General features: G+C 66.4%; 20 protein-coding genes. 12 read left to right on the top strand and 8 right to left on the bottom strand.

Features of this window, described 5'->3' with window-relative positions; all coding sequences use genetic code 11:
- Positions 1 to 260: 260 nt before the first annotated feature.
- Both AC3CD9_RS15165 and AC3CD9_RS15160 read right to left on the bottom strand, forming a co-directional pair.
- On the bottom strand, positions 261 to 1799 hold the full coding sequence (locus tag AC3CD9_RS15165) for an MFS transporter (protein WP_488364753.1): 1539 nt from the start codon (positions 1797 to 1799) through the stop codon (positions 261 to 263).
- 312 nt (positions 1800 to 2111) lie between these two features.
- Positions 2112 to 3656, bottom strand: a complete 1545-nt coding sequence (locus tag AC3CD9_RS15160) for an aminotransferase class I/II-fold pyridoxal phosphate-dependent enzyme (RefSeq protein ID WP_488364752.1) — start codon at positions 3654 to 3656, stop codon at positions 2112 to 2114.
- A gap of 91 nt (positions 3657 to 3747) precedes the next feature.
- Here AC3CD9_RS15160 and AC3CD9_RS15155 point away from each other — a divergent pair, with 91 nt between their 5' ends.
- Positions 3748 to 4752: a LysR family transcriptional regulator gene (locus AC3CD9_RS15155; RefSeq protein WP_488364751.1), complete on the top strand. Its 1005-nt coding sequence runs from the start codon at positions 3748 to 3750 to the stop codon at positions 4750 to 4752.
- A 34-nt stretch (positions 4753 to 4786) separates the two neighbouring features.
- On the opposite strand, the gene AC3CD9_RS15150 is transcribed toward AC3CD9_RS15155, so the two are convergent.
- From AC3CD9_RS15150 to AC3CD9_RS15125, 6 genes are all read right to left on the bottom strand, one after another.
- The gene (locus tag AC3CD9_RS15150) at positions 4787 to 6172 is read right to left on the bottom strand and encodes a tripartite tricarboxylate transporter permease (protein ID WP_488364750.1); all 1386 of its coding nucleotides are present in this window, start codon (positions 6170 to 6172) and stop codon (positions 4787 to 4789) included.
- A complete protein-coding gene (locus AC3CD9_RS15145) occupies positions 6169 to 6591 on the bottom strand; it encodes a hypothetical protein (RefSeq protein WP_488364749.1) in 423 nt (140 codons plus the stop codon). The genes AC3CD9_RS15150 and AC3CD9_RS15145 overlap by 4 nt, the downstream gene beginning before the upstream one ends.
- 48 nt (positions 6592 to 6639) lie before the next feature.
- Entirely contained in the window at positions 6640 to 7575 is a 936-nt protein-coding gene (locus AC3CD9_RS15140) for a hydroxymethylglutaryl-CoA lyase (protein WP_488364747.1), read from the bottom strand.
- On the bottom strand, positions 7572 to 8846 hold the full coding sequence (locus AC3CD9_RS15135) for a hydroxymethylglutaryl-CoA reductase, degradative (RefSeq protein ID WP_488364746.1): 1275 nt from the start codon (positions 8844 to 8846) through the stop codon (positions 7572 to 7574). Before AC3CD9_RS15135 ends, AC3CD9_RS15140 begins: the two co-directional genes overlap by 4 nt.
- A gap of 150 nt (positions 8847 to 8996) precedes the next feature.
- Complete coding sequence (locus AC3CD9_RS15130; protein ID WP_488364745.1) at positions 8997 to 10895, bottom strand: helix-turn-helix domain-containing protein; 1899 nt, start codon at positions 10893 to 10895, stop codon at positions 8997 to 8999.
- A 78-nt stretch (positions 10896 to 10973) separates the two neighbouring features.
- Positions 10974 to 12254 carry a pyridoxal phosphate-dependent aminotransferase gene (locus AC3CD9_RS15125; protein ID WP_488364743.1) on the bottom strand — a complete coding sequence of 427 codons (1281 nt, stop codon included), beginning with the start codon at positions 12252 to 12254 and terminating at the stop codon, positions 10974 to 10976.
- A 161-nt stretch (positions 12255 to 12415) separates the two neighbouring features.
- Here AC3CD9_RS15125 and AC3CD9_RS15120 point away from each other — a divergent pair, with 161 nt between their 5' ends.
- From AC3CD9_RS15120 to AC3CD9_RS15070, 11 genes are all read left to right on the top strand, one after another.
- The gene (locus tag AC3CD9_RS15120) at positions 12416 to 13051 is read left to right on the top strand and encodes a TetR/AcrR family transcriptional regulator (protein WP_488364742.1); all 636 of its coding nucleotides are present in this window, start codon (positions 12416 to 12418) and stop codon (positions 13049 to 13051) included.
- 109 nt (positions 13052 to 13160) lie between these two features.
- Positions 13161 to 13997, top strand: a complete 837-nt coding sequence (locus AC3CD9_RS15115) for an ABC transporter ATP-binding protein (RefSeq protein WP_488364741.1) — start codon at positions 13161 to 13163, stop codon at positions 13995 to 13997.
- Positions 13994 to 14728, top strand: a complete 735-nt coding sequence (locus tag AC3CD9_RS15110) for an ABC transporter permease (protein WP_488364739.1) — start codon at positions 13994 to 13996, stop codon at positions 14726 to 14728. The genes AC3CD9_RS15115 and AC3CD9_RS15110 overlap by 4 nt, the downstream gene beginning before the upstream one ends.
- Before the next feature lie 226 nt (positions 14729 to 14954).
- The gene (locus AC3CD9_RS15105; protein WP_209324367.1) at positions 14955 to 15605 is read left to right on the top strand and encodes a nucleotidyltransferase family protein; all 651 of its coding nucleotides are present in this window, start codon (positions 14955 to 14957) and stop codon (positions 15603 to 15605) included.
- Complete coding sequence (locus tag AC3CD9_RS15100; RefSeq protein WP_488364737.1) at positions 15602 to 16456, top strand: SDR family oxidoreductase; 855 nt, start codon at positions 15602 to 15604, stop codon at positions 16454 to 16456. Before AC3CD9_RS15105 ends, AC3CD9_RS15100 begins: the two co-directional genes overlap by 4 nt.
- 105 nt (positions 16457 to 16561) lie before the next feature.
- Entirely contained in the window at positions 16562 to 18691 is a 2130-nt protein-coding gene (locus AC3CD9_RS15095) for a hydantoinase/oxoprolinase family protein (RefSeq protein WP_488364736.1), read from the top strand.
- Entirely contained in the window at positions 18688 to 20745 is a 2058-nt protein-coding gene (locus AC3CD9_RS15090) for a hydantoinase B/oxoprolinase family protein (protein WP_488364735.1), read from the top strand. Before AC3CD9_RS15095 ends, AC3CD9_RS15090 begins: the two co-directional genes overlap by 4 nt.
- On the top strand, positions 20742 to 21734 hold the full coding sequence (locus AC3CD9_RS15085) for a carbamate kinase (protein ID WP_488364734.1): 993 nt from the start codon (positions 20742 to 20744) through the stop codon (positions 21732 to 21734). Before AC3CD9_RS15090 ends, AC3CD9_RS15085 begins: the two co-directional genes overlap by 4 nt.
- A gap of 28 nt (positions 21735 to 21762) precedes the next feature.
- Complete coding sequence (locus AC3CD9_RS15080) at positions 21763 to 22680, top strand: AAA family ATPase (protein ID WP_488364732.1); 918 nt, start codon at positions 21763 to 21765, stop codon at positions 22678 to 22680.
- The gene (locus AC3CD9_RS15075; protein WP_488364731.1) at positions 22677 to 23876 is read left to right on the top strand and encodes a VWA domain-containing protein; all 1200 of its coding nucleotides are present in this window, start codon (positions 22677 to 22679) and stop codon (positions 23874 to 23876) included. Before AC3CD9_RS15080 ends, AC3CD9_RS15075 begins: the two co-directional genes overlap by 4 nt.
- Entirely contained in the window at positions 23873 to 25006 is a 1134-nt protein-coding gene (locus AC3CD9_RS15070) for an XdhC family protein (RefSeq protein WP_488364730.1), read from the top strand. Before AC3CD9_RS15075 ends, AC3CD9_RS15070 begins: the two co-directional genes overlap by 4 nt.
- The last annotated feature ends 19 nt before the right edge of the window (positions 25007 to 25025 follow it).

Genomic DNA, 25025 nt, shown 5'->3' with positions numbered 1-25025 from the left:
GGCGCGCTGCGGCTTGAACGAGGCGATTGCGGCGCCGTTGCATCGAAGCGACCTGGCGAATCGGTACACCTTCTTCTCAACTGCACAGGGAGGAACGTGAGCAGTTCAGAGAAGACAGTGCCAAAAGACCCTTGACTGCCTGTCCACGCCCACGAACCGCACCGCGAAACGACGAAACGACGCTGGGCCGCCCCGAAACGGGATGGCCCAGCGTCGTTGCACTCGATCAGGCATCGCAGCCGATCAGGTTCTCACCTCGTTCAGGCGGGTGCCTTGTCCGGGTCGATGTCGACGATCGGCATGGACTCGATGTCCATGTCCGGGTTGTCGGCCTGGGTGCGAGCCAGCTCCTCGGCCTCCTCGTGGGTGTTCACCGTCGGGAACGAGCCCGGCAGCGGTCGGTGCGCCGATTCCTTCATGAGCAGCACGGCGACGAGTGCGACGACCGAGAAGAACATGATGTAGAACGCGGGCATGTACGAGTTGCCGGTGACATCGATGAGCGCCTGGGCGAACAGCGGCGTGGTGCCGCCGAACAGAGAGACGCCGAGGTTGAATGTCAGGCCCATCGCACCGTAGCGCGACGCGGTCGGGAACAGCGCCGGCAGCGTCGAGGCCAGGCAGGCGATGTAGAACCCGGCGGGCAGGGCGACCATGAACAGAGCCACCATCACTGCCCACATCTCACCGATCTGCATGACGGCGAACGCGGGAATGATGAGGACGATCGTCATGATGGCTGCTGCCAGGAAGACGAACTTGCGGCCCATCTTGTCGGAGAGCTTGCCGATGAGCGGCAGGCACAGCGACATGATGACGAGGACCGGGATCGTGGCCACGGCAGCCTGGACATTCGAGACCTTGACGGTCTCCTCCAGGTAGGTGGGCATGAAGCTCGTCAGCGCGTAGCCGACCGTCTGGGACCCTGCGACGACGGCGATGCCGATGAGGATCTCTTTCCAGAAGTGACGGATGACGCCGATGAGGCCGTGGCGGGCGTACTTGTCGTCCTTGATCTTGACGTCGCGGCCGGCTTCCTCGCTCGATTCGAAGCTCGGGGTCTCCGGGATCTTCAGACGGAACCAGATGGCGACGGCACCGAGCGGGATGGCGATGAGGAACGGGATCCTCCAGCCGCCGTCGAGCATAGCGTTCTCGCCGTTGATGGACGTGGTGATCACGGTCGTGAGAGCCACGGTTCCGGCACCGGCGGCGAAGCCCAGGTACGAGCCGACATCGAGCCAAGACGCCCAGTATCCGCGGGACTTGTCCGGAGCGAACTCCGAGACATAGGTGGTGGCACCGGCGTACTCGCCGCCGGTGGAGAAGCCCTGGATCATCTTGAGCAGGTAGAGGGGGACGATCACCCACAGGCCGACCTGGGCCGCGGTGGGCAGGACGCCGATGAGGGCGGTGGCGGTGGCCATCGTGGCCATCGTGAAGAACAGGACCTTCTGGCGGCCGATCTTGTCACCCAGCGGACCGAGCACCATGCCGCCGAGCGGGCGGACGAGGAAGGACACGGCGAAGCCGAGGAGGGTCACGAGCAGACCCATCTGTCGGTCCATGCCTTCGGTGAAGACGGAGGTCATCGTCACGGCCAGGTAGCCGTAGACGCCGAAGTCGAACCATTCCATGAAGTTGCCGACTGTGGTGCCGCCGATGGCGGTGCGGATCGATTTGGTTTCGACGACGATGCAGTCATCGGCCTCGAACCGCTTCTGTTTCTTTATTGCACGCCGTTCCTTGCGGGTCGGCTTCTTGTCTTTCTGCGCGGGTCTGTCGTGGCCTTCTGACATCAGTGGTTCCTCGTTTCAGCTGCTGCTAGGCAAGTTGCAGGGCCGAGTCGCCGGAATGGTGCGAACTCTGCGCGGCAGTTGCTGTCGGATTTCGACAATGCAGAACATCCTTGCTTGGTACTCAGGGAGTGTCAATAAAAATTGTGACACAGTTCACGAGGAATGCGCCGGATGGCAGATAGCTTCGTTGAAATTCGTCCAGTGGTCCAGAAAATACGCAAGAAAGATGTTGCCTAATTCGCAGCGTCACTTGTCCAGTGGCGTTGTCAGCTGAGGCCGGCAGGCACGGGGCGGACGGTGACTGCGCGGAGATCAGTTCCTGACGACGCGATAGGTCTCGAGGCCGGGATCGACGGCGCCGCGGACGTGGCCGGACGGACTCGCCGCCGCGGCCTGGAGGAAGTCGACGGTGTCGGCGGTGATCTCCTCGCCGGGCAAGACATTGGGGATGCCTGGCGGGTACGCGGCCAGCGAGCTCACGCTCACTCGTCCGACCGCCTCGGCGGCGGTGACGAGTTCGGAATCGGCGAAATACGCCTCACGCGGGGTCATCGCCAACCGGCCAGCCGTCGGCAGCGGCGGGAGGGCGGCGGCCGGGCTCGTTGCCGTGGCGGAGTCCGCGGTTTCGAGTCGCATGGTCTCCAAGGCATCGATGAGGCGGCCGATGTCCGGGGACTTGCCGATGCCGATGAGGGCGACGAGGGTGGTCGCCGTCGACATTTCGGGGAAGATGTCGAATTCCTCGGCCAGGCGTTTGCGCACCGTGTGACCGTCGAGTCCGGTCGCGGTGATGTCGATGGGCAGGCGGAACGGGTCGATGTCGACGACGTCAGCGTGGCCGAGGAACTCGCCGGACAGCAGGTGGTAGCGGTCGGTGGCTTCGATCTGCGCGCGGATGTGGCGGATGTTCTCCAGCGAGTCCGTGATCGCCTCGGTCGAGGTCATGAGTGCGCGGCGGGCGAGGTCGATCGAGGCCATGAGGTGGGCGTTCTCGCTCGTCGAGGCGGTCATCATGAAGGCCCGGGCCAGCGCCGGTTCGAGGCGATCGGCGAATTCGGTGTCGCCGAGGTGGAGGAGTGCGGACTGGGTGAGCGAGCCCGCGAGCTTGTGCGTGCTCATGATGACGATGTCGGCGCCCTGGGTGACGGGGGAGGCCGGCAGGTCAGGGTGGAAGCCGAAGTGGGCACCCCAGGCGGCGTCGATGATCAGTGCGGCACCTGCTTCGTGGGCCGCCTCGGCGAGGGCTTCGACGTCGGCGACGGCACCGAAGTAGCTCGGGGTCACGAGGTAGACGGCGATCACCGGCTCGGGATGATTGCGGATGGCCTGGCGCAGGGCATCGGGGGTGACGCCGTGGGCGATGCCGTTGACTTCGTCGACGTTGGGGTAGACGAAGCCGGGGTTGAGTCCGGCCAGCACGATGCCGTCGATGAAGCTCGAATGCGCGCTGCGCTGGGCGACGACACCGGACCCGAGGGTGCCGATGGCCAGGGCGGCCATGCGGTTGCCCTGCGAGGAGCCGTTGGTGAGGAACCAGGTGCGGCGGGCGCCCCAGGCCTCGGCGGCCAGTTGCAGTGCTTCGTCCTTCGGGGTGCCGACACCGAGGTCGATTCCGTCGAAGAGCGGGGGGATGTCCAGGGAGAGGGTGTGCTCGCCGAAGAATTCGGCTTGACCTGCAGAGATGCCCTCGGTCGTGCCTCCGTGCCCGGGGGTGGACAGGAACAGCGAATTGCGGTCGGCCGCGTGCGCCAGAGCTTCGGCATAGGGCGCGCGTGACTGCGTGAGGGCAGGATGCATCGGCGACCCCGAGGAGGAGTGCGGGGCCGGGGGCATGGGGGAGTCCTGGTGCACGGTCATGCGTCCAGATTAAGGAGGCGAGCAGGTACGAGAGAATAGCAACTTTCCTCTCTTGCTCTATAGTCAGTATTGAACTCAATGAGGGAGAGCAATGGAACCACTCGATACCCGCGGCCTCACCGCTCTGCGTGCCGTGGCTGACACCGGATCCGTCGCCGCGGCCGCCGCCGAGCTGGAGTGGAGCCAGCCGACGGTCAATCATCATCTGCGCAATCTCGAGCGGGCCCTCGGCGCAACTCTGCTCGATCGCACACCGCGCGGATCACAGCCGACGACCGTGGGCAGCCTCGTGGTGACCCGAGCCGTGGAGATCCTCGGACTGTGCCAGCGCCTCGGCGCCGAGGTGGCCCTCTGGCGGGAATCTCAGGCCGTGCCGGTGCGCATCGGGGCCGTGCCTACTGTCGGTGCTCGCGTCATCCCGCGTCTGCACGATCAGCTGCAGGCCCGCCCGAGGTGGCAGACCCGTGACGAGGCGGTCGCCGGCGACCGGACCGACGTGCTCACCGCGGCCCTGGACGTGACGATGGACGAGCACGCGAAGCTCGTCTCCCGGCTCGAGTCCGGGGACCTCGACCTCGCCCTGCTCGTATCGACCGACCTCGACCGGACGTGGATCCCGGCGACGCTGACCGCCGCCCACCTGTATTCGGAGCGGCTGTATCTGTGCGTGCCGAAGACCATCGGACCGATCGGTGTGGACGACCACGGTCTGCCGGACCTCACGGCACTCGTCTCACAGACCTGGGCGTTCAGCATCGACCCCGGTGACGCCATCGACGAGGTGGTCCGCTCCTTCTGTCTGTCCGCGGGCTTCGAGCCGCGGGTGGGGATGCGGATGGACGACTATGCGGCCATCAACCGGATGATTTCGGCCGGTTTGGCGGTGGCGATGATCCCCGAATCATCACTGTCGACCGACCCGGACATCACCGTCATCCCGATGCCGCTCAGCGACTGCCGCCGTGACGTTCTGCTCGTCTCCCGGTCCTCGCGGCCGCAGGGGCGCCCCCGTCACGATCCGATCGTCGATGCGCACAATTCCGCTATCGCCGAGGTGGTCGCCGACGTCCGTACCGTCACCCGGCAGTGGCGGTGATGCTGCGGTTTCAGAGCGGCGGTCAGAACGTGCCTCACAGCGCGAGGATCGCGGGCACGGTGAGCACCGCGACGTAGTAGCCCATGAACTGGACGCCGGCGTGCATGCCGATGAACCGGTTGAACAGTCCGCCGACGAGGCCGACGGTGAGCGTCACCCCCAGGGCGAGCAGTCCGCCTTCGTAGAGGCAGATGACGCAGATGAGAGCGGCGAAGCCGGCGATGATCGCCTCGTGGGAGACCGATCGCATCACCCAGGTCGCCGCTCGGTGAGCGTTCGTCATCACGAATGGGTAGGCGATGGCGACCGCGATGACCGCCGCGATCACGGAGAAGAGCGCGAACTGTCCGGTCGTGAGCAGGTCGTGGAGGTTGTTCGTCGTCCCTGCCTCGGCATCGAGTGTATAAACAGGAGGAGCGTTGAACAGCGGTCCTGCGGGACCGGCTGCCATCGGTGACAGGGGCAGGCCGATCGCGATGAGCGGGATGAGAGTCTCGGCGATATAGGTCGACTCTGTGGTTCCGTTGCGGACAGTGATGACGGTGGTGAGTCGTTCGTACCCGTTCTTGACCCGGCTTCCGACGATCTCGCCCATGAGCACAGCCATGGCCACGGGGGAGAAGACGAAGGTCGCGCTGGTGATCGCCGCTGAACCGCTGGTGTATGCCAGTTGCTTTCCGGTCAGCACCCTGAAGGGGTTCGGCATCCTCGATCCCCCTGCGGGCCGGACGTCGGGAGCAAGATTGAATTCCCGTTTGCCCGACTGCTGCATCGAGCGGCGTCCGGCGGGGGAGAGCGCAGCGAACAGGTCGAAGATGAGCGGCCCGGTGGCGATGCCGAGGAAGAAGGACGTCGTGAACGCCGCGTCCTTCTGTTCCATGATGAAGGCCTGCAGGCCGACGATGAGCAGGACGAATGGGACGAGCCCCGCAACCGCAGCGAGCTTTCCCTTCGAGGTGTAGGCGACGAGGACGGCCGCGGCGATGAAGATCCAGGGAGCGGCAGCGCCGATCGCCTCGGCGAAAGGGGTGAGTACGAGGGCGAACACGATCGACAGCGGAATGGCAATGGCAACTGAGACGACTCCACCGGAGATCGCCTTCTGCAGTGCGATATGCGGGATTCCGAGCGACCTCAGCAGCTGCGCCTCACGCAGCATCGGCACCGCTGTGGTGTCACCGGGGATCCCGAGGAGAGTCGTCGGTACGGCGTGGGAGATGTGCTTGGCAATGATCGCGGCAAGGAAGAACGCGAGCACCCCGGCAGGAGGCACCCCGATGAGGATGACAAGCAGCGCCAACGGTGCCACGATCGCCGTCTCGTCCGTGCCCGAGATCAGTCCGATTCCGGTGAAGAGCACCCCGGAGAGAAGCGCCATCCCGACGGCCCACAGGACTGGTTCGATGAGTTCCGCGGTCACTGGTGCCCGCCCTTCTCACGGATGCGCGCCTCATGGTTGTCGACGAGGGCGTCGAAGAGACCGAGGGCTCGGACTTCTGCCTGAACCCCCGGCCCGAGGTCGCGGGGGTCACCGAGATCCCCGTATTCCTCGACGACCTCGTCGATGATCTCCTGCCGGTTGCGGGTGTCGGCCGCCGAGGTGGTGATCACTCTCTTGGGTTTGAACAGAAGCCCGGAGATCACGGCGCCGACGATGCAGCCGACGATGCCGATGAGGAGCGCATAGGAGTGGCCCAGCGCTTCATCGCCTCCGGCAGCGAAGAGATGATCGGCGATGAGGTAGGCCGGGACTGCTGTCCCGACGGCTATGGCGATACCGCCGATGAGATGTCTGGGGTCGACGGTGTCATTCCACACCTCGAGCAATTGCGGCATCATTGCCTGCCTTCTGTCGGCCGACGGCTGTCGGGAACGTGAACGATGGAACTACCGGCCGAGGATGGCCGATGATGTTGCGGATGGAAGCGGAATGCCGAGCTGCTCGCCCAGCCACTGACTGATCGACGCCACGGCCTCGTTGTCGACGCCGGTGGAGATGCCCAGCCCCTGGAGCATCCAGAGAAGATCCTCAGTGGCGAGGTTTCCGGAAGCTGTGCGGGCGAAGGGGCAGCCACCGATCCCTCCTGCCGATGCGTCGAACTGACTGACACCTGCTTGAAGCGCGGAATAGACATTCGCAAGCGCCTGGCCATAGGTGTTGTGGGTGTGCAGGGCGATCCGATCGATCGGTATCCCGGCGCCGACCAGGCTATCAAGAACAGCGGTCACATGACCGGGAGTCGCGGTTCCGATGGTATCGCCGAGCGAGATTGTCAGGCAGCCGACATCGACGAGGCGACGCGCAGCCGTGGCGACGCGATCAGGATCGACCGCGCCTTCCCAAGGGTCCCCGAAGACCATCGACAGATAGCCGCGCACCCGCAGGCCCGCCGCAGTCGCTGCGCGTGCCACCTCGAGGCTGCGATCGGTGGTGTGCTGAAGGGAACCGCCGAGGTTGGCCTGCGCGAACGATTCTGTGACGCTGATGAAGACCGAGGCATCCTTCGTTCCCGCCGCAACGGCATCATCGAGACCCCGCTGGTTCGGGACGAGGACGGGGAACGAGACTTCGGAGTCCAGGTCGAGCCCGGCGAGCACCGATCGGGTGTCGGCCATCTGGGGAACGGCCCGCGGAGAGACGAAGCTTCCGGCTTCGATGGTCTTCAGGCCGGCTCCGGAGAGCCGCCGGATCAGTTCGAGCCGTGTTGAGACAGGAAGTGTGCGTGCTTGCGACTGCAGACCATCTCGAGCGCTGACTTCGCAGACACTGACCTCGGTCGGCAGGTTCGACGACGCGAACTGCTGTGGAAGCTGTGCCGTCATCGCGACACACCGGAGCGGAGTTCGTCGAGGATTGACTGGACCCTGTCGAACCGGAAGGCCCTCTCTTCGATCAGGCGGTCCACGATGATCGCTGTCTCCTCGGCGTTCGCTCCGGCAGAGGCCGCGAGGTTCTTCGCATGAAGTGACATGTGTCCGCGCTGCACGCCCTCGGTGGCGAGAACTCGCATTGCCGCGAGGTTCTGCGCCAAGCCGGCGGCGACGATCATCTCGGCGAGATCCTGTGCGCTGGCCACCTCGGCGATCTGCAGAGCTGTGCGCGCGGCGGGATGGACCTTGGTGGCGCCCCCGACAAGGCCGACCGGCATGGGCATCTCGAGGGTGCCGACCAGGTCACCGTCGGCATTCCTCTCAAACGTCGAGAGGGAAGAGTAGCGGCCGTCGACGAGTGCATGGGAGTGCGCTCCGGCCTCGACCGCGCGGGTGTCGTTCCCGGTGGCGAGGACGACTGCGGAGATTCCGTTCATGATGCCCTTGTTGTGAGTGGCCGCTCGATAGGGATCGGCTGCGGCGAGTTCGTAGGCGTGGAGGATGTTGTCGATGACCTCGTCTCCGCCGAGCAGATCCCTGTCGAAGACCGCCCGTGCCCGAGACAGTCGACGGTCTGCCTTGTTGGTGAGGATGCGCAGGAGTGCGTCACCTCCGGCGATGGCTGCCACGGTTCCGGAGACCGCCTCAGCCATCGTGTTGACCGCATTCGCCCCCATTGCGTCTCGAACATCGACGAGGAGGTGGACGAGAACATACGTCATCGTCCGTGCCTCGACGAGGCGGACCTCGACGCCTTTGACTCCGCCGCCGACCTCGACGAGCTTGGGGTCCTGCGCATTGGCCAGATCGATGATCTCTGCTTGGCGTTCGAGGACACGTGTGCGCGCGGCCTGCGGGTCCGCCACGTTGACGAGCTGGATCTGTGCCTGCATGACGGGCTCGGTCGAGCTTGTGAAGAAACCGCCGTGCGGACGTGCCATTCGTGCTGCGTTGCTGGCGGCGGCGATGACCGAGGCCTCTTCGGTCGCCATGGGTACGAGCACATCGGTGCCGTTGATCGTGAAGTTGGTGGCTGCGCCGAGCGGAAGCGAGAACACGCCGAAGATGTTCTCGCTGAGGTTGGCGGCGTCTTCGGGACCGAAAGCGTCCGCATCGAGCTGGCTGAACAGTTCGGCGTCGAGCCCAGTCGAGGCTGCGACGGCTTTCCTGCGATCATCGACCGACATATTTCGGAATTCGGCAATTCGGCTGTTCACTGCCATCGTGTATCTCCAGTCAGGTCGTCATTGGCCGACATCGGCTGTCGGTCGGAGTTCCTCCGCAGAGATCAGTCAAACAATGCACGCGCGAATCTGCCATGTCTTTTTCGGATGTGAATATCGCTCAGCTATGGCTGTTCCAGACATGGAGGCTTAGAAGGATGACTTCAGCTTGTCCAGGCGGAGCGCGACCTGGAGGCGGAACGCCCGCTCCGGTGTCCTCCATTCCTGACCGAGCACGAGATCGGCTCTCTCCAGCCGTTGCTTGACGGTGTTGACATGCACTGACATCTGAGTCGCGGTTCTGCGGATGTTCATGCCGGACTCGAAATACTCCCGCAGAGTCGAGAGCAGCTCGGCTGAATGGGTTCGGTCCCATCGGCGCAGCGGTTCGAGCAGCCGTTGCATGAATCTCTCCGTCTGCTCCGGCGCGGTGCCGAACATTGCGGTGTAAGGCGCGAAATCCTCCGTGGGAAAGATTCCTTCGCTGATGCCGAGTGAATTGAGGATGCGGATGCACGACCACATTTCGTCCTCGGCAGTGCGCAGCTGCTTCCTGTCGTAATCGGTCTCGGAGATGATCACCAGCGAACTGTCGAGGGCACCCGACTCTTCGAACAGGGTGTCCAGGGTGGGCCTGTCGCGGATCACGGCGCTGGGGAGGAGCACCGTGATTCCGGGGGATCGCTGCGTCATGAGAATGCGCGGCTCTACGCGGACCAGGCGAGCGGCGATGCGGTCATCGTTTTCGATGTCGCCCTGAATCGTCATGAGTCTCCAGGGTCCGGAGAGGCTGAAGCTGCCGGTTCGGGAACGGGCCTCGAGCTCACTGAGATCACGAGTGCCGGCAATGATGTCGACTGCGAGTTCTCCACGGACTCGGTTCTCGGCATCAGCCCGGGCTTGTTCGTTCATTCGGATGAGCGCGAGCGTCTGCGCCGCCTGGGCGACGATATTCGCGTCGCCGTCCGCCGGTTCGTCGTTGAAACGCACGAAGAGTGCGCTGTGCTGTCGGCGGTGGGACGCCACCGAAGCGACGTACATGTGCTGCGCACCAGCGACCTGCGCGCTTCGGCCTGTCGCCCGACTGTGACTCAGTGCCGTTCGGACGTCGGCATCGTCCACCGTGATGCCGTCGAAGAACGACTCATCGGCAGGGAAGCGCGGAGAGCCGAGACGTCCGCTGTCGACGACGATCACGTCAGCCTCGAGCAATTCGGAGATGGCGTCGAGAACTGCGGGGACTCCTTGTCCCTGCAGGACGAGTTGCGTCAGCTGCTCCTCGACCTCGACGAGCCGTTGGAGGGTGCTGGCCTGCGCGGCTGCCGTCTCCTCGGCTTCCGCGGAGGCGTGGGCCGCCTCTGCGAGGTCTCCCATCAGCTGCGCCGTCTTCAGCACCACGGAAGCGTGGTCCGCGAGAGCCGAGAGCAGGGTGATCTCGTCGGTGGTGAAGTCATGTGGGTAGCGGTTGGCCGCGAAGAGGGCGCCGAGGACTTCGCCGTCGACGACCATCGGCACTCCGAGGAGTGATTCCATGCGCTCGGCCTTCACCGCGGAGTCGACGCGTCTTTCGTGAGGCAGTCGGGTCAGATCGTAGTTCGACGTCCACTGTGCGGCGCGATCACGCACGACCTGTCCTGCCAGTCCGACGCCGGGAGGCACTCGCAGTTCTTTGAGATTCGCCGAGATCGCTCCGCGACTTGCCTGAACACGCAGGTCGTCGGTCTCCGGATAGTACTGGGAGAGGTAGGCGATATCGCATCCGATGAGTGTTCGGGCACGGTCGACGAGCTTCTGCAGCAGCTTCTCGGTGTCTCGCACACGGATGAGCTCCGAGGCGCTCTCCAGAAGAGCCGAACGCTCGCGATCTTTCTGCTTCCACCGGGTCATGGTCGCGGAGAGACCGGAGAAGGAGTCGATGAGGTCGGGGTGGTCCTCGAGACCACGGGATAGGGCCGACCGGTCGAGATCTATCCCGCGGGAGAGGGCTCTGACGATGTCGGCCACGGCGGTGGCGGACACGGTCCCCGACTCATCATCGATCTCTGTCATGAGACCAGTGTCGCAGGGGCTCGGTGCCTCCGCCGCACCCGGCATCGGGTGGGTGCTTCGCCTGAGCGGTCGTGGCCGTCAGCCGGCCGCAGGTGCTCCCGCGTGCTCGGTTTCGCGCACCACAGGCAGTTCGCACGTCGTCGGAGCGACCTGCCGGTAGCCGGAGAGGAACGTGTCGAGGCGTTCGATCGCCTCGGTGAGCACCTCGACGGACGGCAGGGTGACGAGTCGGAAGTGGTCGGGCTTGGGCCAGTTGAAGGCCGTGCCGTGGGAGACGAGGATCTTCTGTTCGCGCAGCAGGTCGAGGGCGAACTGCTCGTCATCGGTGATGCCGAACTTCTCGACATCGAGCTTTGCGAACATGTACAGCGCACCGTCGGCCCGGTGGGCCGAGACGCCGTCGATCGAATTGAGCCCCTCGTAGGCGACCTGCATCTGCGCGCCGAGGCGGCCGGTCGGCAGAACGAGGTCGTCGATCGACTGCTTTCCGCCCAGGGCCGCTTGGATGGCGTGCTGGGCCGGAACGTTCGAGCACATGCGCATATTCGCGAGCAGCTTGATGCCCTCGAGGTAGCTGTGCGCCTCGTCCAGCGGTCCGGTGATCGCCAACCAGCCGGAACGGTAGCCGGCGACCCGGTAGGCCTTCGACAGTCCGGAGAAGGTCAGGCACAGCACGTCGTCTCCGGTGAGCGTGGTCATATTGACCAGCTCGACGCCGTTGTAGGTGATCTTCTCGTAGATCTCGTCGGAGAAGACGATGAGACCGTGACGGCGGGCGATATCGGCGATCTTCTGCAGCGTCTCCTTCGAGTACACCGCCCCGGTCGGGTTGTTCGGGTTGATGACGACGATTCCGCGGGTGCGTTCGGTGATCCGGGATTCGAGGTCGTCCAGGTCCGGCTGCCAGGCGTCCTCTTCCGCACAGCGGTAGTGGACGGGGGTGCCGCCGGACAGCGCCACCGAGGCGGTCCACAGCGGATAGTCGGGCCCGGGCACGAGGATCTCGTCACCGGGGTTGCACAGGGCCTGCAGGCTGAGCGTGATGAGCTCACTGACGCCGTTGCCGAGGAAGACCTCGTCGGTGCCGAGATTGTGGATGCCGAGGGTCTCGTAGTACTGGACGACGGCGCGGCGGGCGGAGAGGATTCCCCGCGAGTCGGAGTAGCCCTGCGTCACCGGCAGGTTCGCAGCGATGTCCTGGACGATCGCCTCGGGAGCTTCGAATCCGAAGGGGGCAGGGTTGCCGATGTTGAGCTTGAGGATCGTGTGCCCGGCGGCTTCCATCGCCTGGGCCTCTTCGAGGACAGGTCCTCGAATGTCATAGAGGACATTGGCCAACTTCGACGACTGCCTGAACATGTGAACCGAAAAACCTTTCATACGACTGCTGCTACATCCACGCTAGGACCCCCGCCGAGGTGGTTCTGACCAAACAGAGGCCCGTTTCCCAGACCTTTGCTCGGTTCGGAGGACCGTTGTGCAGACCTTTTGCAACTGGGCCTCACGATACTCTGGGGAGCATGGCGGATGTGAAGCCGGGGCCCCGCCGGAGGGGACGCCCCCGTAAGGAAAGCGGCAATGATGCGCGGACAGCGATCACCGATGCCGCCTCGGCCGAATTCGCCGAGAAGGGCTACGACAAGGCGTCGATCCGTGGAATCGCCCGTCGCGCCCAGGTCGACTCCGCACTCGTCCACCACTATTTCGAGTCCAAGGCCGGCCTCTTCGCCGAGGTGGTCAAGCTTCCCGTGCGGCCGGACCGCATCATCCGCTCGGCCTTGGACGTCTCGGTCGACCGCCTCGGCGAATCACTCGTGCACACGGTGCTCAGTGCCTGGGAGCAGACAAGCGTGAAGTCGATCGGGGTGACCGTTCTGCGTTCTGCGGTGAGCGATTCGGCAGCCGGCCGACTGATCAGACAATTTCTCCTGCGCGAGCTCAAAGGAGCAGTGGCGGGAAGGATCGCGGACGGAGGCGTCGACCGCGCCGAAGCAGATCTGCGGGCCACGCTCGTCCTCACGCAGATGGCGGGTGCGCTCATGTTTCGCCATGTCCTCGAACTCGAACCGCTGGCATCGATGCCGGTCGACGACCTCACTGCGCGCCTGGCGCCGGCGGTGCAGGGCCATCTCGATGGAGTCGGCGACTCGATGTGAGCCCGAACGGCGGCCGTGCAGGTACCGCTCAACGGTGGCGGTACGGCAGTCATGAGATCTCTCCGTGAGAACCCTTGACCGGAGCATTCTCGGATGTCATATTCAGCACATGATGAATAAGTCGGTGGAAGCACGAGGGCTGACGGTTCGGAGGGGTCGACGGACCGTCATCGACTCACTGGATCTAGATGTGTCCAGGGGCGCGATCGTCGGTCTGCTGGGTCCCAGCGGCAGCGGGAAGACGACGCTGATGCGGGCCGTCGTCGGAGTGCAGATCGTCGCGGGCGGACGTGTGCAGGTGCTCGGTCGACCTGCCGGATCGGCGGATCTGCGGCATCGGGTCGGCTATATGACCCAGTCGGCGAGCATCTACGAGGATCTCAGCGTGCGGGCGAATCTGCGCTACTTCGCACGGGTGCAGGGAGCTCCGAAGTCCGATGTCGACCGGGTGCTCGAACGCACGGACCTCATCGGGCAGGCCGATCAGCTGGCCAGGACGCTCTCTGGTGGTCAGGCAAATCGGGTGTCCCTGGCCGCAGCAATGCTCGGGTCTCCGGACCTGCTCGTCCTCGATGAGCCGACGGTGGGACTCGACCCGGTGCTGCGCAATGATCTGTGGGATCTCTTCCGTGGGCTCGCGGAGGAGGGGACCACGCTGCTCGTTTCGAGTCACGTCATGGATGAGGCCACACGCTGTGACCGGCTGCTGCTCATGCGGGAGGGCGCGATCATCGCGGACACGACACCGCACGATCTGCTCGCCGGCATGGGGGCTGCCTCGGCGGAGGAGGCGTTCCTCGCCATCATCGAAAGGGACGCCGCCGGTCATGGATCGGCCGGGCGAGGGCGTTCGGAGACTCATCTGCTTTCGCGCGCTGCCGCGGGACCAGGGAAAAGGGGGCATGGGCGACGAAGCCATGCCCGGGGCAGAGGAGGCAGGCGATGAATCCGATGCGCACCCTGGCGACGACGGGACGCGTCCTCGCTCAGATCCGCAACGATCCCCGCACGATCGCCCTGCTGCTCATCGTGCCCAGCCTGCTCATCGGCCTCGTGGCGTGGATCTTCGACGAGACCGAAGTGTTCGCCGACATCGGGCCGGCGATGCTCGCGCTCTTCCCCTTCATCGTCATGTTCCTCGTCACGAGCATCGCCACCCTGCGCGAACGCCGCAGCGGAACGCTCGAACGTCTGCTGTCGATGCCCTTGGGCCGTGGCGACTTCATCCTCGGATACACCCTGGCGTTCGGTTTACTGGCCGTAGCGCAGACGGCCGTGGCGGTCGGCTACGCAACTCTGGTGTGCGGTCTCGAGATCGAAGGATCGGTCGGGCTGCTCTTTGTCGTCGCGATCGCCGATGCTCTGCTCGGCACGGCGTTGGGCCTCTTGGCCAGCGCCTTCGCCCGCACGGAGTTCCAGGTCGTGCAGTTCATGCCCGTGTTCGTCTTCCCTCAGATCCTGCTCGGCGGGATCTTCCTCCCGCGCGATCAGCTGCCCGATGTGCTCGAGGTGGTTGGTGACTGGCTGCCACTCTCGCACGCGATCGACGCGCTCGGGGCGGTCTCGACGGGAGATGAGGACAATGCCTATATCTGGCTGCGGGTGCTCTTCATCGGCTGCTGGATCATCGGCGCCGTCATCGTCGGCTCGCTCACTCTGCGGCGTCGGACGCCGTGAGGTTTGGTGGCGTTTGGTCGCTTAAGTCTTCAGCCAGCCGGTCCTATGTGGTCGCCCGTTTGCTGGCCAGATCGCAGTAAAGAGCGTATTAAGCAACGGCCCGCTACGTCGGGAGCGATACGCCCGGAGGCGGCCATCCGGTACCACGAGATCTGACGACGGACCCCGTCCGTCTTTGGTGAGATGTGCAGTGGCGCAGCGGCGACAGGGGTGCCAGTCTGGGCACATGGAGCAGGTGAATGAGGCACCGAGTCTTCTTCTGCTGGCCGCCGGCAGCGGAACTCGGATGGGCGGGCCGAAGGCCCTGTTGCGCCGCACGGACGGCACTGCGCTGCTGACTGACCAGGTCGAGAGGATGCTGACGGCGGCAGCCGCACGAGGACTCGCCTCGGACGTCATCGTCGTGCTCGGCCCGGTGTCGGCGCAGGCGTCCCTTCTGGTGCCCCGCAGCGCACGGATCGTCGAGAACTCAGACCACCGTCAGGGTCTGAGCAGCTCCCTGTGTGCCGGGCTGCGGGCTGTGCCGCACTCGGCCGCTGGTGTCGTCATCTCACTGCTCGACCTGCCCGACGTCCCGGCCGAAGCGCACGGTCGCCTGCTCGATGTGACAGCCCCCGAGACTCTCGCCCGAGCGCAGTGGAACTCGGTTCCCGGTCACCCCGTCGCCCTCGGTCGCGAGCACATCGCCGAAGCGCTCGCCTCCGCCGCCGGGGACGAGGGGCTGCGGGCCATGCTCAGACGCCACTCGGGAAGCGGCGGCGTCACCGGCGTCGAGTGCGCGGACCTGCTGCCGCCGGGTAGCGATGGGCTGGTCGACGTCGACACCCCGGAAGCCGCAGCCCAATTCGGATTGCACTTGGAAGGAACCCACTCATGACCCAGATCCCATCGAACAGAGCAGCCGAAGCGCGAAGGGTCGCCATCGTCTCCGGCACCGGGAAGACCGGGCGTGCAATCGGAGACGCAGTGAGTGCCGCAGGCCATGTACCGGTCCCTCTCGGGCGGAGGGACCTGGCCGATCCCACTGCCGCTCTGCGCGGCTGTCACGCCGCCTACCTCATGGCCCCGAACCTGCACAGCGACGAACTCGGGCTCATCGAGATGCTCCTCGATTCGTCACACAGAGCAGGCATCGAGCGCATCGTCTATCACTCGGTGGCTGCTCCCTACGCCCCCTCGATGCCGCACCACGTCGCGAAGGCCGAGGCCGAGGACCGAGTGCGCAGGAGCTCTCTGCCTTTCACGATCGTCCAACCCTGCGCCTATATGGAGAACCTCCTGCCCGGACTGCGCGAGGCTCCACCCGCCATCAGTGTCGCCTACAGCGCCGACACTCCCTTCGGGCTCATCGGTCTGCGCGATGTCGGTGAGGCGGCCGCCCGGCTGCTCACGACCGAGGACCACCTCGGCGCGACCCTTGAGCTCGGCGGACCGGAGCTCGTCAGCGTCCGGGACGTCGCTCGGGCCGCGGGAGAGGTCCTCGGCGTCAAGGTGGGCCTCGAGGTGACGAATCCAGCGGCCTGGGCCGCCGCCCAGGAAGCCCACGCCGATTCCGGCATTGACGCCCGTGAACGCGCATGGCTGACGGCGATGTTCGACTACTACGATCGCTACGGACTGCCCTGCGGCAGTGCCGGGATCCCGGCGATCCTCGGGCGCGAGGCCCGCAGCCTCGATGAGGTGCTCGCCGAGGAGCTGCGCACCAGCCTTGGCGAGAGCCTGTTGTGAACTCTCGCCAACAGACGCACTCGCGTTTGTCAGCTCTTGCCGGTTCAGTCAGCGTGGCTACCGGGAAAGATGGTGACAAATCCCACGCGACCTGGAAGGACGAAGATGTCGCCCCACGCTCCACGGATCCGCATCGGCATCGACACCGGCGGAACATTTACGGACATCGTCGCATTCGACGAATCCACCGGCACTCTGACGACGACGAAGACTCCGTCGACGCCGTCGAACCCAGCCGACGGGTTCATCAACGGCATCGACAAGGTGCTGGCCATGCTCGGCGACTCGGTCTCAGCGGAGCACATCAGCGCAGTCAGCCACGGCACGACCGTGGCGACGAACCAGCTGCTCGAGGGCAAGCTCGACCGTCTCGGCTTCATCACCACCGAAGGTTATGAGTTCGTCCTCGAGATCGCCCGTCAGGCCGTGCCCGACGGCTACGGCAACTCCTATTTCTGGGTCAAGCCCGAACGCATCGTCCCCGCCGACCTCGTCAAGACCGTGTCCGGTCGGCTCGACTTCGAAGGCGGCGAGGTCCGTCCCTTCGATGAGGCGCAGGCGCGCGAGGTCGCCCAGTGGTTCAAGGATCAGGGCGTGATGACGCTGGGCGTGAACTTCCTCCACGCCTACGCCAACCCAGCCCACGAGCAGAGGATGCGGGAGATCCTCACCGAGATCCACCCCGAGGCGACGGTCTCGCTGAGCTCCGAGGTGCTGCGCGAATACCGCGAGTACGAGCGGTCGATGACCACCCTCGTCGACGCGGCCGTCAAACCGAAGGTCTCGAAGTACGTGCACAACATCCACGAACGCCTCGACGCCTACACCGGCGTCGGCGAGGACTCCGCTCTGCCCTTCTACATCATGAAGTCCAACGGCGGGGTCCTCTCCGCCGAAGAGGTCGTCCACCAGCCCATCACCACCGTGCTCTCGGGGCCAGCCGCCGGTGCGCTCGGCGCCGGGCTCATCGCCCGGGAAGCGGGCTTCGACCAGGTGCTCACCTGCGACGGCGGCGGCACCTCGACCGACGTCACCGTCGTCATCGACGGAGAACCGGCCCTGACCACTGAGGGAACCGTCGGCGTTTACCCCTCGAAGATCCCGATGATCGACGTCGTCACCGTCGGCGCCGGCGGCGGCTCCATCGCCTGGACCACACCGGAGGGCCAGCTCAAGGTCGGCCCCCAGTCCGCGGGAGCCGATCCCGGCCCCATCTGCTACGGCAACGGCGGCACCGAGCCGACGATCACCGACGCCCACGTCTTCCTCGGAAGGATCCCGCCCCACCTCCTCGGTGGGGAGATCCCGCTCGACGTCGACGCGGCGAAGTCCGGCATCGTCCGGATTGCCGAACGCCTCGGACTGAACGCGGAGAAGGCGGCGACCGGCATCCTCGAGATCTCCGCCTGGAATCAGGCCAATGCCCTGCGCCAGATCTCCGTCCAGCGCGGACTCGACGTCCGCGACTTCATGCTCGCGACCTTCGGCGGCTCCGGCTCCCTGCTCGCCTGCACCCTCGTCGACGTCCTCGACCTCGCCGGCGTCGTCGTCCCGCACGACCCGGGCAACGTCTCGGCGTACGGTCTGCTCACCGTCGACGTGAAGAACGACTACGTGCAGACCCACGTCAGCCGCGACGACCGCCTCGAGATCGCCGAAGTGGCCGATCTCTTCACGGGACTCACAGACCGGGCCGCCGCCGCACTCGACGGTGAGGGCTTCCCCGCGTCGGCGCACCAGTTCGACCGTTCGGTCGACTTGCGCTACTTCGGACAGGCCTTCGAGGTCCGCGTCCCGGCACCGGCGGGCGCGATCACGAGGGAATGGGCCGACGAGGTAACCCGAGCCTTCCACGCCGAGCACCGCAAGCTCTACGGCTACGACTTCGCCGCCGCCGACGACCAGTTCGTCGAATGGGTCAACCTCCGTGTGTCCGGCATCGGACCGATCACGCGACCGGAGACTCGCAGCATCGCCTCGGCTGACGGTGCGCCCGCCCTCGACGAGAGGGCGAAGACCGGACACCGTCCCGTCTGCTTCGACGCCGCCGACGGCTTCGTCGACACCCCGGTCTACTGGCGCGAGGAGCTGCTGGCCGGTGACGAGATCGCGGGGCCCGCGATCATCGAGGAGTTCGGTTCGACGGTGCCTCTGCACCCCGAGTTCAGCGCGCGCATCGATCGCGCGGCCAACATCATCATCACCCGCACCACCGGTCAGGAGGACAGCAAGTGACCACCACAGCGAACACGAGCGCCGTCGATTCGGGTTCGATGCTGCGCACCGAACCCCTGACCGGCCAGGAGCTCGCCGACTACATCGCCGCCTCGCCGATCAACCCGGCCGGCCTGCCGACCGCCTACGAGCACGGCAATCGCCTCACCGCGGAAGGGTCGAGCGTCGACCCGATCATCGTCGAGATCGTCGAAGGCACCCTGGCCAGTGTGGAGATGGAGGTCGAGACCTCGATCTCGCGCACCTCACGCTCCCCGATGATCCGCGATGCCCACGACTTCCGCGCCGGCATCCACGACCGGCAGCTGCGCAAGCTCACCGGCCGTTCGTACTCCGCACTCGTCCACCCCGTCGTCCGGGACTTCCCCATCGAGGAGATGCGCGAAGGCGATGTGTTCTTCCACAACGACGTCTACGAATCCGAAGGCGGCATCGGCCACCTGCCGGACATGTGCGTGACCGTTCCCGTCTTCGCCGAGGGACGGGTCGTGTGCTTCGTCCAGGCTTTCGGCCACCACGACGACATCGGCGGGGCGTGCCCCGGTTCGATGCCCTCAGGGGCGACGAGCGTCTTCGAAGAGGGCCTCATGATCCCGCCGATCAAGTTGTGGTCCGAAGGGGTTCCGAACAGGTCCGCACTGCGGATCATGTCGCGCAACTCCAGGATGCCGGATTCGCTGTCGGCCGATCTCGACGCCGAGTGCTCGGCCTGCCTGATGGGCGCTCGTCGTCTCTCGGAACTCTTCACCCGCTACGGAGTCGAGACCGTCGAGACGGCCTTCGACGCGATTCTGCAGAACTCCACTGAGATCTACCGCCGTGAGATCCTGTCGAAGATCCCCGACGGCCAGTACGTCTGGGAGGACTATGCCGAGCACGACGGCGTCTCGGACCCAATGCTCCACACCCAGCGCATCACGCTGACGAAGACGCCGACCGGGGGACCGGACGACGGACCGCGGCTCATCGTCGACTTCACGGGCACCGCCGCCCAGGCCGCGGGACCGATCAACCACTGCGGTGACTATGTGGGCGGAAACTTCCTTAAGAAGTGGCTCGCCCCGATCCTGCGCAACCTCGCCGACACTCCCGAGCGGATGGGCGAACTCGACGTCAACGAGGGCATCGTGCCGCTCATCGAGATGCGCTTCCCGGAGAAGGGCACCCTGCTTACCCCCGAGTTCCCCGGACCGACGAACGCACGCACGTTCGTCATCCTCCGACTCCTCGGTGTCCTCGCCGGCGTAGTCGCGAAGGCCGTGGACGGCCGCATGCCCGCGGACCAGGAGACGATCCGCTACACCGGGGTCTATGGCAAGGACCGCGACGGCAAGGACTACCTCATGCGCGAGGTCCTCGGCGGAGGCTCCGGCGGACGCTACTACTCCGACGGCGAGGACACGATCCACGTCGTCCCCGATTCCCGGAACCTGCCCACCGAATTCACTGAGTCCCGGTTCCCGTTCCGCGTCGAACGCCTCGGTCTGGCCGTCGACTCAGGCGGTGCCGGTCGTTACCGCGGCGGTCTCGGCTACGAGAAGCACATCCGGATGCTGCGCGACGGACACTTCATGTCGATCGCCGACCGTTCGATCCTCGCGTGCTGGGGCGTCAAGGGCGGAAAGGCGGGCAAGCCGTTCGAAGTGACCATCGATCCGGGAGGCCCGAACGAACGTGAGATCGATGCGCTCGCCGATGCCGAGGTCATCAGCGCCGGTGAGGTCGTGCGGATCCGCACCACGGGCGGTGGAGGCTGGGGCGACCCCCTCGACCGTCCGATCGCCGAGGTGGTCCGAGACGTCAGCTGGGGCAAGGTGAGCATCGCCGGCGCTCGTGAGTCCTACGGAGTCGTCGTCACTGCCGATCCGAACGCATCCGTCGGCGCCGATGCCGCCGGAGTCGACGGTGCCGAGGCCGACGAGGCGGCCACGACCGCGCTGCGCGAGCAGATGCGGGCCGCCCGGGATGCGAACGAGCCCTTCTTCGACCGTGGACCAGGCTATGCCCAGCTCTCCGTCGACGGAGCCTCAGCTGCGGCGGTCGACTGGCTGTGAGAGTCCTCGTCGCTCTCGGCGGCAATGCGATGACCGGGCCCGACGGAGATCCGTCTCCGTCGGCCCAGCAACGCGCAATCGCCGCCGCGGCCGTGCATCTGGCCGATCTCGTCGCGGCCGGACACGAACTCGTCATCACCCACGGCAACGGGCCGCAGGTCGGCAACATCCTGCGCAAAAACGAACTCTCCGCTCACGAGCTGCCGCCCGTGAGCCTCGACTGGTGCGGAGCGCAGACCCAGGGCACCATCGGCTTCACGATCGTCAGCGCCCTCGAACGCGAACTCGCAGCCCGCGGGCTGGAGAACAAGGTCGCCGCCGTGGTCACCCGCACCGTCGTCGACCCCGACGACCCAGCGTTCGTCGACCCGGTCAAGCCGATCGGGTCCTATCAGGATGCGGACTTCGCCACGGAGATGACCGCTCACGGTCAGACCTGGAAGGACTTCGGCGACAAGGGGTGGCGTCGCGTTGTGGCCTCTCCGGGCCCCGTCGAGATCCTCGAGACCCCGATGATCTCCTTCCTCGCGGACTCCGGCTGGATCGTCGTCGCCGCCGGCGGGGGCGGTATTCCCGTCGTGCCCGGAGACGGGGGCTGTGCCGGGGTCTCCGCGGTCATCGACAAGGACCTCAGTGCCGCGAAGCTCGCCGCCTCGGTGGGCGCGGATCTGCTCATCATCGCCACCGATGTGCCCTGCGCGGTCGCCGGCTTCGGCACTCCGGACGCGAGCGATGTCGGTGCCGTCACCGCAGCCGAGCTCAAAGCCCTGCGTGCCACCGGCACCTTCGCTTCCGGTTCGATGGGACCGAAGGTCGACGCGCTGCTCGACTTCGTCGACAACGGCGGATCACGAGCCGTCATCGCCGAGCTCTCGCAGCTCGCCGCGGCGGTGACCGGGAGAGTCGGCACCGCCGTGAGTTCGCACGGTCAGACGCACTCGGATGACCGGGTGGCAGCGGACGTTCGAGAGAGCAGAGACGATCAGTAGACTCGACTCGGGAGGAGGCGACGCAGCCATGACGATCTTCGACGATCCCCGTGCCCTGGCACAGGAGCTGGAGCGCGTGGGGCACATCGTCGCACCCGAACTCGCGACCACCTGTGTGCTCGCCCACCGCCTCGGCAAACCCCTGCTGTGCGAGGGTTTCCCGGGCGTGGGCAAGACGAGTCTGGCCCGCGCGCTCGCCCGCGCCTCCGGCGGCCCCTTCATCCGGCTGCAGTGCCACGACGGGCTAGAGGCCAGCCAAGCGCTCTACGACTGGGACTTCGCGAAGCAGATCCTCCACGTGCGCACGATCGAGGCGGCGTCCGGCTCGGCGGGGGAGCGCATCGACGCGCTCCGCCTCGACGATGAGCTCCACGACCGGGCCTTCCTGCTCGCCCGTCCGATCCTGCGCGCGATCGAGGACTCGCGGGGACTCGGGCCCGACGAACCGCGACCAGTGCTGCTCATCGACGAGATCGATCGCGCCGGCGACGAATTCGACGCCCTGCTGCTCGAGGCGCTCGCCGACTGGTCGGTCACCGTGCCCGAACTCGGCACGATCTCGACGCAGACCCCGCCGCTGGTCATCCTCACCTCGAACCGCACCCGCGACCTCCACGACGCCCTGCGCAGACGCTGCCTCTACCAGTGGTTCGACCAGCCCGGCGCCGAGGCGGAATCACGGATCCTCTCCCTGCACGTCCCCGAGGCCGACGCGTCCCTGCGCCGGGCCGTCATCGCTGCGGCCAACCGACTCCGCAGCGCCGATCTGCTCAAACCTCCCGGCACCGCCGAGGCCATCGACTGGCTGCGCGCCCTGCACGCCCTCGGCCTCGGCGAACTCGACGACCCAGCGATCGCGGCGACGATTTCCGCCGTTCTCAAGGACGCCGACGACCTCGCCGCCGCCCGCACGGTTCTAAGCCCATCCGGAGGCGATGGAACGTGAGGACCCTGACGGACACCTTCCTGACCCTTGGCATCCGGCTGCGGGCCGCGGGACTGCCCGCAGAACCGGACGCGGTGCGGTCGCTCATCACGGCCGCGGCCTGCCTCGACCCGCTCGATCCGCAGCAGGTCCGAGCCGCGTCCCGTGCGCTGACCTGCACCCGACCCGAACATCTTCGCCTCCACGACGCGATCTTCGACGCCGTCTTCGGACTGGCAGGCAGACAGGATGCCGAGGAGCTGGGCATCGACGTCGAATACCCCCGGCCCGAGATGAGCACCGAGGGCGCAGGCGGGGAGGCCAGCGAGATCACCGAAGCGGGCCGGACCGAACATCTGCGTCATGTCGACCTCGGGTTCGAACACGGCAGTGAAGCTGCCGCCCTCATCGACGGCCTCGTTTTCCGACCACCGCGCGGGCCTGCACATCGGACTCGCCCGGGACACACCGGCATCATCGACGCCCCACGGATCCTGCGCAGGCTCATCCGCTCCGAGGAGATCTCCGCGATCCCGCGCAGGCGCAGCCTCCATCGCCGGCGTCCCGTCACCCTCGTCGCCGATGTGTCCGCCTCGATGACCGTATGGCGGGAGCCCGCACTGCGCTTCCTCGCCCGCGGTTCCGCAGTGCTCGGTGCCCGCTGCTTCACGGCGGGGACCCGCCTGACCAGAGTCGACGGACGCACACGAGCTGCGGCCGGGCACGGGCGAGGAGGCAACGGTGTCGCCTCGGCGCTGAGTGATGTCCTCGACGCGGGAGCCGGGACGCGCCTCGGCGATTCTCTGACCGAACTCCTCAGCGGGCGGATGAAGGACCTGGTCCGCGGCAGCATCCTCGTCGTCATCAGCGACGGTTGGGAACACGGGGACTGTGCGGAGCTCGACACCGCCTGCGCGCGGCTGGCCCGACTCAGTCATCGGTTCCTCTGGGTCAATCCCCGCGCCGGACGCGCAGGATTCGAAGCGCGCACTCGAGGCCTGGCCGTCGCGGCGGCACATACCGAGGCCGTGCTTCCGGCGACCACCGTCGCCCAGTGGCAGAACGTCGCCGACCTCATCGCTGCACCGGGATCGGCGCATGGCACCGGCGACGGAGGCGCGTTCGCGACTCCGCGAGCTGCCCGTGGGCCTGTGACCGCCGTGGACGCGACAGCGAGCGCCGTGCCGACAGCGACCGATCAGGGGGCGCACGCATGAACGAGGCCCACGCGATCCTCGCCTGGCTGGACGGAGGTCGGGACTTCGCACTCGCCGTGGTGACGAAGACCTGGTCATCGGCGCCGCGACCGGCGGGCGCGATGATGGCCGTCGCCGCGGACGGACAGGTCATCGGCAGCCTCTCGGGCGGGTGCGTCGAATCCGCCGTGCACGAACTCGCACTCGAGGTCCTCAGCACCGGTCGTGCCGCCTCGGCCCATTACGGAACGAGCGATGCGGAGGCGTTCGCAGTAGGACTGGCCTGTGGAGGACAGATCGACGTCCTCGTCACCCCCGTCCTCGAGCCCGCCGCTGTCTCCCGACTGCGGATCTACCTCGAGGCGGTCTCCGGATCCCGTGCGGCAGCACTGGCTCTCGAGCTGCCGGGAGCCACCGAGGAGGATGGCGCAGAACTTGATGGACCGAGCCGCATTCTCGCCCTCGACACGGAAGGGAGAGCGCACGGTGACTTCGCTCATGAGCGCCTCACCGGACACATCTCCACCGACGCCCGAGCGATGATCGCCGACGGCGCCACCGGGATCCTCGAATACGATGAGACGGGACGTCGCCTCGGCTCGGGCACTCGCGTCTTCGTCACCACCTCGACGCCTCCGCCGCGCCTGCTCATCTTCGGTGCCATCGACTATGCCGCGGCCCTGGCCGAGCTCGGCCGGTTCCTCGGTTACCGAGTCACGGTCTGCGACGCCCGGCAGGTGTTCACCACCGCAGAGCGCTTCCCCGCGGCCCACGAGGTCGTCGTCCGCTGGCCCCACCGCTACTTCGCCGCCGAGGCCGCAGCTGGTCGCATCGATGCCTCGACCGTGGTCGCCGTGCTCACCCACGACCTCAAGTTCGACGTCCCGGTCCTCCTCGAGGCCGTCCGGTCTGCGGCCGGATATGTCGGTGCCCTGGGGAGCCGGCGCACGCACACCCGACGCACCGAGGCTCTTCTCGAGTCCGGGGCGAGCGAGGAGGAGATCGCGCGGATCCACGGTCCCATCGGTCTCGACCTGGGCGCACGCTCTCCCGAGGCGACCGCGCTCTCGATCCTCGCCGAAGTGCTCGCCGAGAGGTCGCAGGGCACCGGGGCGCCCCTGAGCGCGACCACCGGAGCGATCCACCGCTGACGGCGGTCTGCCCCGATGG

This window comes from Brevibacterium sp. MGP-B1, assembly GCF_057766545.1.
This window is presented reverse-complemented; position numbering and strand designations above follow the sequence as displayed.